Origin of the sequence: Hymenobacter setariae, assembly GCF_007713685.1 — a bacterium.
Taxonomy (GTDB): Bacteria; Bacteroidota; Bacteroidia; order Cytophagales; family Hymenobacteraceae; genus Hymenobacter; species Hymenobacter setariae.
Genome location: NZ_VMRJ01000003.1, coordinates 382,414 through 397,232 on the forward strand (window position 1 = coordinate 382,414; position 14,819 = coordinate 397,232).

Annotated in this window: 12 protein-coding genes; 9 read left to right on the forward strand and 3 right to left on the reverse strand. The window is 54.3% G+C overall.

The window, feature by feature from the left end:
- The first annotated feature begins 35 nt into the window (after positions 1–35).
- The 9 genes from FNT36_RS12695 (at position 36) to FNT36_RS12735 (ending at position 11,672) form a co-directional block, all read left to right on the forward strand.
- Entirely contained in the window at positions 36–938 is a 903-nt protein-coding gene (locus FNT36_RS12695) for an NAD kinase (protein WP_144848145.1), read from the forward strand.
- Between the two features lie 132 nt (positions 939–1,070).
- Entirely contained in the window at positions 1,071–1,964 is an 894-nt protein-coding gene (locus FNT36_RS12700; RefSeq protein WP_144848147.1) for a DUF6089 family protein, read from the forward strand.
- Between the two features lie 35 nt (positions 1,965–1,999).
- Entirely contained in the window at positions 2,000–2,764 is a 765-nt protein-coding gene (gene porG / locus FNT36_RS12705; protein WP_144848149.1) for a type IX secretion system protein PorG, read from the forward strand.
- 95 nt (positions 2,765–2,859) lie between these two features.
- Positions 2,860–3,606 (forward strand): isoprenyl transferase, encoded by a 747-nt coding sequence (locus tag FNT36_RS12710; RefSeq protein WP_144848151.1) that lies wholly within the window; start codon positions 2,860–2,862, stop codon positions 3,604–3,606.
- Positions 3,607–3,622: 16 nt separating this feature from the next.
- Positions 3,623–6,139, forward strand: a complete 2,517-nt coding sequence (bamA, locus tag FNT36_RS12715; protein WP_144848153.1) for an outer membrane protein assembly factor BamA — start codon at positions 3,623–3,625, stop codon at positions 6,137–6,139.
- Positions 6,140–6,290: 151 nt separating this feature from the next.
- The gene (locus FNT36_RS12720; protein WP_144848155.1) at positions 6,291–6,977 is read left to right on the forward strand and encodes an OmpH family outer membrane protein; all 687 of its coding nucleotides are present in this window, start codon (positions 6,291–6,293) and stop codon (positions 6,975–6,977) included.
- 56 nt (positions 6,978–7,033) lie between these two features.
- The gene (locus tag FNT36_RS12725; protein ID WP_144848158.1) at positions 7,034–7,684 is read left to right on the forward strand and encodes an OmpH family outer membrane protein; all 651 of its coding nucleotides are present in this window, start codon (positions 7,034–7,036) and stop codon (positions 7,682–7,684) included.
- A 200-nt stretch (positions 7,685–7,884) separates the two neighbouring features.
- Positions 7,885–10,512 (forward strand): MGH1-like glycoside hydrolase domain-containing protein, encoded by a 2,628-nt coding sequence (locus FNT36_RS12730; RefSeq protein WP_144848160.1) that lies wholly within the window; start codon positions 7,885–7,887, stop codon positions 10,510–10,512.
- A 107-nt stretch (positions 10,513–10,619) separates the two neighbouring features.
- Positions 10,620–11,672 carry an RluA family pseudouridine synthase gene (locus FNT36_RS12735; protein ID WP_144848162.1) on the forward strand — a complete coding sequence of 351 codons (1,053 nt, stop codon included), beginning with the start codon at positions 10,620–10,622 and terminating at the stop codon, positions 11,670–11,672.
- Positions 11,673–11,730: 58 nt separating this feature from the next.
- Here the strand turns inward: FNT36_RS12735 and FNT36_RS12740 are convergent, their stop codons facing one another.
- The 3 genes from FNT36_RS12740 to FNT36_RS12750 all read right to left on the reverse strand — a co-directional run bounded on the left by FNT36_RS12740 (position 11,731) and on the right by FNT36_RS12750 (position 14,704).
- Complete coding sequence (locus tag FNT36_RS12740) at positions 11,731–13,362, reverse strand: tetratricopeptide repeat protein (protein ID WP_144848164.1); 1,632 nt, start codon at positions 13,360–13,362, stop codon at positions 11,731–11,733.
- Positions 13,363–13,434: 72 nt separating this feature from the next.
- Complete coding sequence (locus tag FNT36_RS12745) at positions 13,435–14,379, reverse strand: PstS family phosphate ABC transporter substrate-binding protein (protein ID WP_233635878.1); 945 nt, start codon at positions 14,377–14,379, stop codon at positions 13,435–13,437.
- A gap of 58 nt (positions 14,380–14,437) precedes the next feature.
- Positions 14,438–14,704: a hypothetical protein gene (locus FNT36_RS12750; protein WP_144848168.1), complete on the reverse strand. Its 267-nt coding sequence runs from the start codon at positions 14,702–14,704 to the stop codon at positions 14,438–14,440.
- Positions 14,705–14,819: the final 115 nt, after the last annotated feature.

A 14,819-nucleotide genomic window follows, 5' to 3' on the forward strand; every position in this document is an offset into this window, starting at 1 on the left:
GCCGGCACTCATAGGCCGATTGTTATCTTTTTGTTATGAAATTTGCAATCCTTGGTAAGCCTTTCGATGAGGCCGCAGCCCCCTTTGTGCAGGCGCTCTTTGATGAACTGTCGGCTCGTCAGGCACAAGTGCTACTAGTAGAGTCATTTCGCACTTTCTTAGAGCAGCGTGGTACTCGGCTGCCCCAAGACTGCGCCACCTTTCGGCGTGGCGACTCACTGCGCGGTGTGCAGTTTGTCATTAGCATAGGTGGCGATGGCACGCTGCTCGACACGGTCACCTATGTAGGGGCGTTACAACTTCCCATCCTAGGTATTAACACAGGGCGCTTGGGCTTCTTGGCACCTACGCCACCTAGCTACATTCCGCAGGCTATCGACGCTTTATACCGGGGGCATTTCACGCTGGAAGAGCGCAGTCTGTTGCGAGTTGAAACTGACCCCGATGTATTTGGTAGTTTGAACTTTGGCTTAAACGAATTCAGCATTCTAAAGCGCGATACCTCGTCAATGATTGCCGTCCATACTTACATCGATGGCGAATACCTGAATTCTTATTGGGCCGATGGCCTCATTGTTTCCACGCCTACGGGCTCGACAGGCTATTCACTTAGCTGCGGTGGGCCCGTAATGCTGCCCCAAACCAACAATTTCATTATTGCTCCCGTATGCCCCCACAATTTAAATGTGCGGCCCCTTGTAGTATCTGACCAAAGCGTAATATCATTTGAAATAGAAGGCCGTGGAACCAGCTATTTGCTCGCGCTCGATTCGCGCTCGGTACCTATCGAAGCGACTGTGCAAATGGCTGTGCGTCGCGAAACGTTTAATGCCCGCTTAGTGAAGCTTAACCACGTCAATTTTCTCAGCACCTTACGCAATAAGCTCAACTGGGGCTTGGACCGTCGTAATCCCGGTTCGGCTCTGACTACCAAATAGGAACAACGCCGCAAAAAACGCACTATAAATTTTTTTAGTTCCAGTCATTGCGTACTTTTGTCTTCACTGTTACAGTTGTTCGACAGCTATTGAACTGATTTTTTTCGAATTGTTTATTTCTACCTGCGCCTTATGACCAAGTTTTTCACCTACTCAACGGCCCTAATAGCGGGGCTTGCCCTGCTCGGCTCGACGCAGCAGGCAGATGCACAACAGTTTAGTAAGCGCAAGCAGTACACTTCTATCGGGGTGAATCTGAATGCAATGAACTACTTCGGGGATTTGAACCCGAACACCAATTTTGCATCGTTTAAGTTCGCTGATACCCGGCCTAACCTAGGTATTTCCATCACCCACCGCTTCTTTCCGCGGGTGTCAGGTCGCTTCGGTCTAGCCTATGGTCGCATCACGGCTGAGGATGGTGATAATGCAAACCGTGACGATAACAATGCCCGGTATCGTTATACTAGAAATATGAATTTTCGTAACGACATCGCTGAAGCTTCGGCTGTCATGATTGTCGACCTCATCGAAAACCGCAATAATTACCTCAAGCGCCCTGACTTTGTGCCTTACCTCTTTGCTGGTCTGGCGGGCTTCTATCATAACCCTAAGGGTAAAGACCAAAACGGGAATTATGTACCGCTGCAACCGCTTCAGACGGAAGGTAAGGACTACAGCAAAGTAAGCTTCGCCATTCCCTTCGGAGCAGGTGTGCGCTACCGCATCAACCGCAACCTAGATGCCTCATTTGAGATTGGCCTGCGCAAAACCTTTACTGGCTACCTCGACGATGTGAACAGCAATTATGCTGACCTATCGGGTAAGAGCGCAGAGTCACAGTACTTCGGCGGCTATGCCGGTGGTGCGGGTGGCAAAGGCATCACCAATACGAGCACAGGTGTGGCCGGTGGTTTTGTGCCGGGTGCTAAGCGTGGCGAAGGCCATGACGACTGGTATACCGTATCAGGCTTCTCGCTGAACTACATCCTGACGCCTCGCATCAAAAACCCAAAGTTCCGCTAGGCCACCACTGCCGGCCGAGCTCTTATCTTTGCTGAATGCCCAAGACCTGGTTTTCATCCGTACTCCTCGCTGGCTTGGTGCTAGCGGGGAGTTCGTTTTTAGGGGCCGCCCCAGCGTGGGCCCAAAGCACGAGTGAACTAGGCATTGGCCTAGGTGGTACCAATTACAAAGGCGAGATATCGCCGCAGTACCAGTTCCAAAACAATCGGCCGGCCATCACGGTCTTCTACCGCCGCGATATTTCGGCACCCATTACCTTGCGTGGAGGGCTCACGGTGGGCGGGCTACGAGCCCGCGATAGCAATGTGGAAGGTGCAAATGGCGGCGTACCCCCATTGCAGAGCTACCGCCAAGCAAGTATGCGCGGTACCGTGGTAGAGTTATCCGGGGTAGTGGAATATAATTTTCTAGACTACCACGACCGGCACGACCAGAGCCGGGTGCACCTGAGCCCTTATTTATTCATAGGGTTGGCGCCTTACTTTGCTCACACCACTACCGAAAGCCAGAACCAAGCCTTGCAGCCAGACTTTAATCGCAAGGGCGGGCAGTTTAGCGTGGCTATTCCGGCCGGAGCAGGTATTAAAGTAGCGCTATCGCCTCGTTGGAACGTAGGAGCCGAAATAGGAGCGCGTAAAACTTTTAGCGACCAGCTCGACCACCTAGGCGACCAAGACCCTCTACTGGTGAATCCTCACGATAAAGACTGGTATTACTACAACGGTATCAGCGTATCGTACACGTTCTATAAAATCAATTGCCCACCGCCTTATAAGCGCAATAAGGGCCTACTCAAGTAGTAAAGGCGAGCTGCTTCGGCGGCTCGCCTTTTGTTTTGCCCGCGCATCTGCAACCATTTGCGTAACTTGCGGCCTCTTATACGCAAACCGCAACGATGGCCGAACGGTCCGAAATTGACCTCTCCAATATTCCTGCCCATATCGCCGTTATCATGGATGGTAACGGACGCTGGGCCAAGCAGCGGGGGGGGCTGCGCGTCTTCGGGCACCAAAGCGCCATTACGGCGGTGCGCGATACGGTGGAAGAAGCTGCCGAGCTAGGGGTTAAATACCTCACGCTTTACGCTTTCTCAACCGAGAACTGGAACCGCCCCGCGCTGGAAGTGAGCGCGTTGATGCAACTGCTGGTGCACACCATTCGGCAGGAAACACCAACACTCCTCAAAAACAGTGTGCGGCTACAAGCCATTGGCGACCTAGCTACGCTGCCCAAAAGCTGCCAGCGCGAGTTAGCCGAGTCGATAGAGCTCACTAAAGGTGGCACCCGCATGACGCTGGTACTGGCTCTGAGCTATAGCGGCCGCTGGGACCTCACCCAGGCTACGAAGCGCTTGGCAGCCGATGTAGCAGCTGGCCGCGTGCAGCCCGACGCCGTGACGGAAGCCACGGTGACGAGCTACCTAGCTACGGCTGGTATGCCCGACCCCGAACTGCTCATTCGTACCAGCGGCGAGCAGCGCATCAGCAACTTTCTGCTTTGGCAGTTAGCCTATACCGAGTTGTATATAACCCCCGTGCTGTGGCCCGATTTTCGGCGCAGCCACTTGCGAGCCGCCTTGGTGGCCTACCAGCGCCGCGAGCGCCGGTTTGGCAAAACCAGCGAGCAGCTTTCCGTCTCTTGATTTAGTTATCTTATTAATGCGCACTTACTTACGTAGCTCTGTCTTTGGACTGCTACTGCTGGCTACTGGCTTGGTAGCCGCTCCGGCTCATGCTCAGCAAGTCGCGGCTACCGTCGATGAGCCCCGCAAGTACACGCTTGGGGGTATCACGGTGAGCGGGGCGCGCTCCCTAGACCCTAATACGCTGATTGGGCTCTCGGGTTTACGAATAGGCGACCAAATCAATATCCCGGGCGAAGAAATTGGCAAAGCCATTCGTCGCATCTGGACGCAGGGTCTCGTGGCCGATGTGTCGGTGAGTATTGCGCGCACCGAAGGCGATAAGATATTCCTAGACTTTAACCTACGCGAGCGGCCCCGCTTGTCGAAGTTCAACTTTACGGGTATCAGTAAAGGCCAAGCCGAAGACCTAGAAAAGAAAATCAAGCTTATCCGCGGCAAGGTGGTGACCGATGCTTTGCTGTCGAACACCCGCACGCAGGTGCGTAAGTTCTACACCAATAAGGGCTTCCTAGATACCAAAGTAGTCATTCGCCAAGTGGCTGACTCGGCTCTGTCGAACAGCGTAGCGCTTAAGATTGACGTAGATAAGGGTAGCAAAATCCGCATTCACGACATTGCATTTGAAGGTAATAAAGCCTTCAAAGACAGTAAGCTGAAGAAGCAGTTTAAGAAAACTAAGGAACGTAAACCATACAAGTTCCTGACGCCAGGCAAGTACCAAGCCTCGGAATTTGAAGAAGACAAGAAGAAGCTCGTTGACTTCTACAACAACGAAGGCTATCGCGACGCCAGCATCGTGTCGGATACGCTGATACGCGATGACAAAGGCTTGGCATTGCGCATCAAGGTTGATGCGGGTCCGAAGTACTATTTCCGTAATATCACGTGGACGGGCAACTACTTGTATGACAGCAAAACGCTGTCGTCGGTCCTAGGTATCAAGTCGGGCACGCCTTATAGCAAGGAGACGCTAGATAAGCGCCTGAGCTATAACCCCACTGGCCAAGACGTAACATCGCTCTACATGAACGATGGCTACTTGTTCTTCCAGATTGACCCCGTCGAAACCAAGGTGCAGGGCGACTCCATCGATATCGAGATGCGCATCTCGGAGGGCGTGCAGGCTCGAGTGAAGGAAATCAACATCGCTGGCAATACTAAGACCTCAGACCATGTATTGCGCCGCACCCTGCGCACACTGCCCGGCGACAAATTCAACCGCGAGCTGCTCATTCGCTCGCAGCGTGAAATTGCGACCCTAGGGTACTTCGACCCGGAAAAAATTGGTATCAACCCCGTGCCGAACCAGAACGACGGCACCGTAGATATCAACTACACAGTAGTTGAGAAGCCGTCGGACCAGATTACGCTTTCGGGCGGCTGGGGTGGCTATGCGGGCTTCATTGGTACGGTGGGCCTAGTGTTCAACAACTTCTCGCTGCGCAAGGCGGGTGATTGGCACAACTGGACGCCCGTACCGGGTGGTGATGGCCAGCGCCTTGCCCTCAACGTGCAAGCCAACGGCTTGCAGTACCAGGCTTACTCACTCAGCTTCACGGAGCCCTGGCTAGGTGGTCGCAAGCCCAACTCGCTCAGTGTAAGCTTGAACCGTAGCATTTCGCGATTGTCCTACGGTGGGGTATTTGACGCGTCGAGTGGGCAGTTCATCAAAGTAAACACCGTGACAGTGGGCCTAGGCCGCCAGTTGCGAGTGCCTGATGACTACTTCACGCTGAGCAACTCACTCTCGTTCAGCCAGTACCAAACGCAGAACTACACGCTGATTTCAAATGCGGCGGCAACTGGTACGTTCAACAACTTCACGATAAACACCACGCTGGCGCGTAATAGCATCGATAACCCGACCTACACGCGTCGCGGTTCGTCGCTGTCGCTCTCGGTGTCGGCCACGCCCCCATACTCGGTATTCCCTGGCGCGCACCCCAACGAGAACCAGTGGATTGAGCTGCACAAATGGATGTTTGATGCCTCTTTCTTCACGCCGGTAGTGGGCAAACTGGTGCTAAACACCCGCGCACACTTTGGCTTTATCGGCTCGTACGGTGGGCGCAATGTGGGGCCGTTTGAGCGCTTCAAAATGGGCGGCGCTGGCCTAGGCTACGGCGGTGGCGGTTCTTTCCTAGTAGGTACCGAATACATCGGCCTGCGTGGCTACGACGACCCCAACGCTGCTTACGCCATTCCGACGGCTCAGAGCGGCCAGAGCGGTGGTTTAGCTTACAACAAGTATGTAGTGGAACTGCGTTACCCCGTCAGCCTCAACCCGGCCGCTACGGTGTATGTGCTGAGCTTCGCGGAAGCTGGTAACTCGGTTAACTCGTACCAAGAGTACAACCCTTATAAGCTGTACCGCTCGGCTGGCTTTGGTGCCCGTATTTTCATGTCGGCATTTGGTTTGCTAGGCTTTGACTACGGCCGTGCCTTCGACTCGGTGATACCGGCTCCGGGTACTACCAACAAGCAAGACTTCAACCACTTCCACTTTATTATCGGCCAGCAGATTCGCTAAGCCCGGGCGCGTGCCAATCGGGAACGTTTGGCACGCTTCTGGTAGTTTAGCGGGTACGGTCGGCCTGGAGAGGGCGTGTTGCAATAGTATAGCACGCTGTGCGTTAAGGGCACCTTGCCACGGACCTAGCTGCTGGCAGCGCTACTACGGTATGAAACGATTTTTCTGTGCATTTGCTTTCTTGGGGCTGCTGACCGCTGGGCCGGCGCAGGCACAGCGCCTAGGTTACATCGACACCGAGTTCATTATGAGCAAGATGCCGGAGTATGCCCAGGCCCAGACCGAGCTGAATAAGCTTTCGGATACCTGGCAAAAGGAAATCGAGGCGCAGCAGAAGGACATCGATAAGATGTACCGCACCTACCAAGCCGAGGAAGTGGTGCTAACCGAGCCTATGAAGAAGAAACGCCAAGACGAAATGCTCAAGAAGGAGCAGGAACTTAAGGCGTATCGCACCAAGCAGTTTGGCTACGAGGGGCAAATCTTTAAGAAGCGCCAAGAGTTGAACAAGCCGGTGCAGGATAAAATATTTGAAGCCGTTGAAAAAGTGGTGAAGGCCAAGAAGCTGGATATTGTGCTTGACAAGGCTAGCGACTTGACCATGATTTACACTAACCCGACTTTCGACTACACCGAGTATGTACTGGAGGAACTGGGCTTGGCCTCGCCCGACCGCAACCAGCCCGGACCCAAAGGCCCGGTAAGGACCGTAACACCGCCTAAAACGCCTGCCGCTAACGCCGCTACTAAAGCCACTACCGACTCGCAATTTGAGTCAGATTCGGGGCCGCCCGAGGCGCCAGCCGGCACCAAAACGAGAACTGGCACGAAGCCATAATTCTCTTAACTTTGCATTTAACTTTTTTCAGAACCTTGATTTCCTTCGTTAACCGCGTGAAAACCGTTCACCTGACCTTCGCCGCCGCTTTGCTCGTTGTCGGCTCGTTCTTTGCCCCCGCCGCGCACGCCCAGGCTCCGCTCAAAATCGGCTACACCAGCGTGGAGTACGTGCTGAGCCAGATGCCCGAGCGCAAGCAGATTGAATCGGACCTGAAAACCTACAGCAGCCAGCTGGAATCACAGATGAAAGCCAAGCAAACTGACTTTCAAACCAAGCTAGATGCGTATCAGAAAGCTACACAAGGCGGTACACCGATGACTGCCGTTGTAAAAGCTGACAGAGAAAAAGAATTGCAAACTCTTCAGCAAGGTCTTCAGGAGTTTTCTTCGACTGCTCAGCAGTCGCTCCAGCAGAAGCAGCAACAGCTGCTGAGCCCGGCTCTAGATAAGATTCAGAAAAACATCGACCTAGTAGCTAACGAGAACGGCTACACCTACGTGCTGAACTCGGATGCTGGCTCGAGCCCCATCCTGCTACACGGCCCGAAGGATGGTGATATCTCGGACTTGATTCTAAAGAAAATGGGCATCACGCCGACGGCGCCTGCCCCGACGCCAGATGCTAAGCCGGCTACGCAGTCGCCCGCAACTAAGACGCCAGCAGCCCCTGCTACTGCGCCTACCAAAGCAAAAGGCAAGAAGTAAGCGATTATCGACTATCGACTTGTAAAAAAAGCCGAGGCCCTTGGGTCTCGGCTTTTTTAGTGACTAACAGCTAGTTAACCCGTGTACGATATTAGCCGAAATCGTTATTGTAAGGTCATTGAATAGGGATAACCCCTTTCTTCGAGGAAATTGCGTATTGGATGGCCGCTGCTGCTTTGCGCGCGGGTTTTAAATAACGCATGACACAAGAACAAGTACGCTTGGCCGAGGCCGATGCGCAGACAGTTAATTGGAAGAAGTTTGGTCCTTACCTCACGGAACGCCAGTGGGGCACAGTTCGCGAAGACTACAGCCACGACGGCAACGCCTGGAACCACATCACCCATGATATTGCCCGCTCGTATGCCTACCGCTGGGGTGAGGAGGGCCTAGGTGGCTTCAGCGACGACCAGCAGCTGCTGTGCCTGAATGTGGGACTTTGGAACAGCAAAGACAACCAGCTGAAAGAGCGGCTGTTTGGCTTGACCAATGGCCAGGGCAACCATGGCGAGGACGTTAAGGAACTGTACTACTACCTCGACTGCACCCCCACGCACTCGTACCAGAAGATGCTGTATAAGTATCCGCAGCACAAGTTTCCGTACGGCAAGCTACTCAAGCACAACGCTCGCCGCACGCGCTTAGAGCCTGAGTACGAGTTGCTAGATACAGACATCTTTGCTAAAAACCGTTATTTCGACGTTTTCATTGAGTACGCCAAGGCGGGGCCCGATGACTTGCTGTTGCAGATAACAGTCCACAACCGCAGCAAACACAAAAGCACCGTGCAGGTGCTGCCGCAGCTGTGGTTTCGTAACACCTGGGGCTGGGGCTACGACGACTACCGACCCACGCTCGTGCAAGTGGCACCCGGAACCGTGCAGGCCGAGCACCGTGACCTAGGGCGCTACCATTTCTACTGCGACGGTGAGCCCAACCTGCTATTCTGCGAAAACGACAGCAATGGGCCGCGTCTCTACGGCCTGCCCGGTGAGGGACTGTACTTCAAAGATGGTATCAACGACTATGTGGTAGAGGGGCGCAAACACGCCGTTAACCCCAAGAAGCAAGGTACTAAAGTCGGCGCCCAATACGAGTTGACTGTGCCGGGCGGGCAGTCGCAAGCGGTGCGGGTGCGCCTTAGCAAAGCAGAGCTGGCTGCCCCATTTGCCGATTTTGAGGAGCTAATAGCAGTGCGCCAGCAAGAGTCGGATGACTTCTACAACTGCGTGCAAGAGCGCCTTACCAATCTAGATGCGCGTAATGTGCAGCGCCAGGCATTTGCCGGCATGCTTTGGAGCAAGCAATTTTATTACTACGATGTGGCGCAGTGGCTCGATGGCGACCCAGCTATGCCACCGCCCTCGCCCCAACGCCGTGCTAGCCGCAACGCCAACTGGCGCCACCTGCACAACCAGGACCTCGTATCGATGCCCGATAAGTGGGAATATCCGTGGTATGCGGCCTGGGACCTAGCCTTCCACTGCCTGCCGCTGGCGATGGTCGATTCGGGCTTTGCCAAAAACCAGCTGCGCTTGCTCATCAAGGACCGCTACTTGCACCCGAGTGGCCAGCTGCCGGCCTACGAGTGGAATTTTAGCGATGTGAACCCGCCGGTACACGCTTGGGCCACCTGGCGCGTGTACCAGATGGATAAAAAGCGGAATAATGGCCAAGGTGACCGCGATTTTCTGGAGCGCCTCTTCCATAAGCTGGTGCTCAACTTTACGTGGTGGGTCAACCGCAAGGACCGCGACGAGCGCAACATTTTCGAAGGTGGTTTCCTAGGTCTCGATAACATCGGGGTATTTGACCGCTCGGCGCCGCTGCCTACCGGCGGCAAGATTGAGCAGAGCGATGGCACCAGTTGGATGGCCATGTACGCGCTCAACCTTATGCGCATGGCGCTAGAGCTAGCTAAGGAGAACCCGGTATACCAGGAAATGGCCGGCAAGTTTTTCGAGCACTTCCTCTACATCGCTGATGCCATGACCCGCGGAGGCGATGGCAAATTCAACCTTTGGGACGACGAAGACCAGTTCTACTACGACGTGCTACACACGCCCGATAATATGCGCACCAAGCTCAAGGTGCGCTCCATTGTGGGTCTGATTCCGTTGTTCGCTGTAGAAATTGTAGATGAGGAGCTGCTAAATGCCATGCCGCTGTTTGCGCGGCGTGCGTGGTGGTTGGTCACCAACCGGCCGCACCTAGCCCAACTCGTATCGCGCTGGCAAGAGCCTGGCAAGGGTGCCCGTCACCTTTTGAGCTTGATGCGGCGCAGCCGTCTCAAAGCCTTGCTGCGCCGCATGCTCGACGAGACGGAATTCTTATCAGAGTATGGTATTCGGGCACTCTCGCGTTACCACCATGAGCACCCCTACGTGTACCGCGCTGGCAAAACAGACTTCGTGGTGCAGTACCTGCCTGGCGAGTCTGACTCAGGTATGTTTGGCGGCAATAGCAACTGGCGTGGGCCGGTGTGGTTTCCCATCAACTTCTTGATAGTGGAGTCGTTACAGCGTTTTCATAGCTACTATGGCGATTCCTTTAAAGTGGAATATCCGACCCGGTCGGGCAAGCTGCTCACGCTAAACGAGGTAGCTGATGCTCTAGCTGGCCGCCTCAACAAGCTGTTGCTTAAAGACGCCGAAGGCCGCCGCCCCGCCTTCGGTGACAATGAAACACTACAGACTGACCCGCATTTCCGCGATTACTTGCTGTTTCACGAGTACTTCCACGGCGATGATGGTCACGGCCTCGGCGCCACTCACCAAACGGGTTGGACTGGGCTTATCGCCAAGCTCTTGCAGCCGCGGCAAGAATAACGAGTTACCTAGGGCGGCCAGCGCTATACCGCAACGCGGGGTGGCCGCCCTAGGTATCGCGGCGCGTGCGCGCCGTATTTTTGCGCTTTCATCTGCTTAGCCCCGCTATGTTACCCCCGTTTGCCGAAGCTCAGGACCCTCACGAAGACGAAGCTGGCGAGGGCGATGAGCTCTATGAGCACCACCGCATAGTGGTCGACCGGGGGCAGGAGTTGCTGCGCGTTGATAAATTCTTGCTTAACCGCTTGGCCAATGCCTCGCGCACCAAGATTCAGGCGGCCATCGAGGCCGAAACGGTGCAGGTAAATGGCCGCCCCACTAAGGCAAGCTATCGCATTCGGCCGGCTGATGTCATCACCATCACGCTGCCCGAACCGCCGCGTACGGGTAAAGTAGAGCCTGAACAGATGGACCTCGACATCCGCTACGAGGACGCCGAGCTACTTATCGTAAATAAGCCCGCTGGCCTCGTGGTGCACCCGGCCTATGGCAACTGGGAAGGTACGCTCGTCAACGGCTTGGCCTACCACCTTGCCAATCTTCCCACGGGCCGCAATGGCGAAATCCGGCCGGGCTTGGTGCACCGCATCGACAAAGACACGTCGGGCCTGCTGGTTATTGGCAAAACGGAAGCGGCCATGACGCACCTTTCGCAGCAGTTTTTTTACCACACCATCGAGCGGAGCTACCTAGCCCTGGCCTGGGGCAAGTTTGAGGAAGACCAAGGCACGGTGCGCGGCCATATTGGCCGCAGTTTGCGCGACCGCAAGGTGCAGGCCGTGTACCCCGGTGGCGAGCAAGGCAAGCCTGCCGTGACGCATTATCGCGTGCTTCAGCGCTACGGCCCCGTTACGCTGCTCGAATGCCGCCTCGAAACCGGCCGCACCCACCAGATTCGAGCGCACATGCAGTTCATCAGCCATCCGCTATTTTCGGATGTTACCTATGGTGGCGACCGCATTCGGTCGGGCCAGGCCACTGGGGCCTATAAAGCTTTCGTCGAAAACGTGTTTGCTGTATTACCTAGGCAAGCGTTGCACGCTCGGTCGCTGGGTTTCGTGCACCCCCGCACTGGCGAGAACATGTTTTTTGAGGCTGAACTGCCCGAAGATTTTAGCACAGCTTTAGCCAAATGGCAAGCGTGGAGTGAAAGTCAATAGCCACAAAAAAGCCCCGCTACATATTCTGTAGCGGGGCTTTTTTATAACTACTGCTAGCTTATTTCTTGGCGGCAGCTTTAGCTGCTGGCTTAGCAGCCGGCTTGCGAGCCGGAGCTGAGGCACCATTGATAATCTTCAGCGACTTAACGGCAAAGTCATCGGTTGGGTCGAGAGCTACTGCTTTTTCGAAATTCTCTTTAGCGGCAGCCTTATTGTTCTTGTGCGCGTTGTAAGCACCTAGGTAGTCGTAGGCCTCTACCATGCCAGCTTTATACTTAGCTGGGTCAGCGTTGCCAAGCTCGATATACTTCTCATAGTAAGGCTTAGCCAAACCTTTGTCGGCATCGGGGTCAAGGGCAACGTTCACCTTAGCACGGGCTATGTAAGCCGGGGCGTAGTCAGCCTTAGCTGTATTGATGATGCCAAATACACTATCGGCCTGTGGATACTGCTTAGCCGAAGCATAAGCAGCTGCCAAACGGTACTGGTCAGCCAAGTCACCATTTTTAGCTTTGTCCTTCAGTGCCCCAAGCGCGCTAGAATAGTCTCCCCCCATCATTTGAAGCTTAGTTTTCTCAGCTTCAAAATCGGGCTTCTTGCTAGCTGGGGCTAGCTCGATAGCCTTGTTGATAGCAGCTAGCGCTTCCTGGGGCTTCTTGTTTTTGCCCAAAATCCGGCTCTGATATGCATAGTCATCAGCAATGACTTTCTCGGCTGGGGCAGTGCGCAGATAGTTTTCCATGGCCGTAGCGGCACCAGCGTAGTCACCGGTTTCATACAGCGTGTAAGCCTTCAGGCGGTTCATGGTCACGTTGTTAGGCTCTTTAGCCAATACATTGTTGACCTCTGTCAAAGCTTCTGGAAACTTCTTGGTCAGGTACAGGAACGAAGCGTATTCAGCGTCCGTGCTAGTCGAGCGCTCAGCTACTTGGCGGTACTGCTCAAAAGTGCTTAGTGCCTTCGGGTACTGCTGCGCGTAGTAATACATCTCGGCTAGTTCCTTATAGGCAGGAGCATACTTAGGCTCTAGCTGAATGGCCTTCTCGAGGTTTGTGATGGCCTCTTGAGCGTTACGGCTACGCACATTCAGCTCGCCCTTCTTATAGTAGGCTTGCGCGTAGTTCGGGTTAGCCATTGTAGCACGGTCGAAGCTGGTCATGGCCTCGCCACCGCCCGTGTCGCTGTGCAGATAAACTTCGCCGCGTGCTACCATTAGCGCTGGCTCATCTTTACCCTTGTTTGCAGTCTGAGCTGCATTTACATAGGTTAGCGCCTTATCAATGTTTTTAACATCAGACTCGCCATAGGCCTGCGCAATCATGGTCAGAACCTTTGCATCCTTGTTCTTCGTGGCCTTAGCGGCAGCGTCAAACGAGGTAGCAGCGGCATCGGCTTGGCCTTTTACCAGCGCAGCGCGGCCAGCGGCTACTTGCCCAAAGGGCGTAGGGCCAGCTGCTTTGTTGAAGTAGATGGCAGCCGAGTCATCTAGGTCGCGCATCTGATAGAGGCGTCCCATCTCGTAGTTAGCTTCGGGTGAGCTGGCATTACGCAGCAAGCCACGCGCTTCGTTATAGCGCTCTAGCTCGATGGCCTTTTGGGCGGCAGCAATGTCTTGGGCGGTGGCGGCCGTAGCGCCGGCCCCCAAGGTAACGGCAGTCAGCAACAGCGGTTTCCAGGGCTTGAAACTCATAAGCGAAAGAAAAAGAGGGGTCAGGGTGAGTGTGAAAATCTGGTTAAACTACGCGGTAAATGTCGTAGTAGTTCAATCGGCCTTCGATGTAGTAACGATGCGCACCTGCATTTTAGCCGGTAGCAGACCTGATTTATAAAAGATAAGCTGTCCTTTTTGGCCTGCTACAAAGGATGCAAAACCTGAGCCAAGTCCGGTACGCGCCTCGCGGCTAATAACGTAAATATTGCGCTGCAATGGGTAGCGCTGCAGATTTTGGTCGGCCTTTAATTGCTCGGCCGTATACGGCGCCAAGTACCGTTGAAAGGGCTTAATGTAATCGTCTTTGCCCGGATTGGGCCGGGCTGTGATAGCAGCTACCCGCACCGAGCGCAAAAAGCTCTGTACAGTGGGGTCGTCGTGGTCCGAGACCCAGTTGACACCCACCACCCCAATAGATGCGGGGTGAGTAGCCACGTAGGTAAGCGCTTCAGTATTAGACTTAGCCGCAAAGACCCGTTTGGTCAATGGCTGCCCACGTAGCAGCGAGTCGCGCACAAAACGCAACGTACTGCTGCGGTTAGCGTCAAACACGACGTTGATATCGCCGAGTTTCGTTTTGCCACTCACCTGCTTCCAACCAGCAGTTTGACCACTGAAGATGCTACGTAGCTGGGTCACTGTCAGCAGCGAATCAGGGTTAGATGGATGCAGTATAATAGCAAGGCCATCGATACCAATGTGCGTAGCAATCGGCGTCATGGTTTGCTTGGCTAATTCTGCCTTCTCAGCAGCATTCAAGTCACGCGATACAACAGCTAGTTTCACCTTATCATTGAGGAAATCTAGCATCACGCTGTCTTCGGGCTGATAAGAAGCTTTGATGTGGGCATCTGGGTAAAGCTTCTGAAACGTATCAACCTGCGATTCTAGTATAGGCGCAAACGTTTCGTCGACGCTAATCGATACTTTACCGCTCGTAGGCGTGTCGGTGGGCTCATCAGTGCCCGAGCCGCTTTGGCTGCTACAAGCAGGCAATAGGCTCGCCGCTAGTAGCAGCGCTCCCAAAAAAGTACGGCCCCTAGGGTCTAAAAAATCAGCGAAAATCATCACGCCGGGATTTACGAAATTGAAAAGGCAACGCCCGCACTAGGCGTACCACACCATATAATATTAGGATGCCTCCTAATACCAAACGAGTCTTATGACTCAGCGGCAGCAGTGCCCCCGCCGCCATAGGGCGGTCGGCGGTGTAAGCTAGCCAACCACCAAGGGCCAAGTAGCCCAGGGCCCGCAACAAGTCAAAGAAGCGGACTGGCTGCTGAGAAGGGCCTAGCCGCTCTTCGGTGGAAGTATCGAGCATAGAAAGAAAATAAGGTTACTTTTACAACAGAGTCCGATAACAAAATTGTTCGGAGAGGCTATTGTTGAGAAGTAACGTAACTGCAAAGGAGGGAAAAAAAGCCGGCTTTTCATAA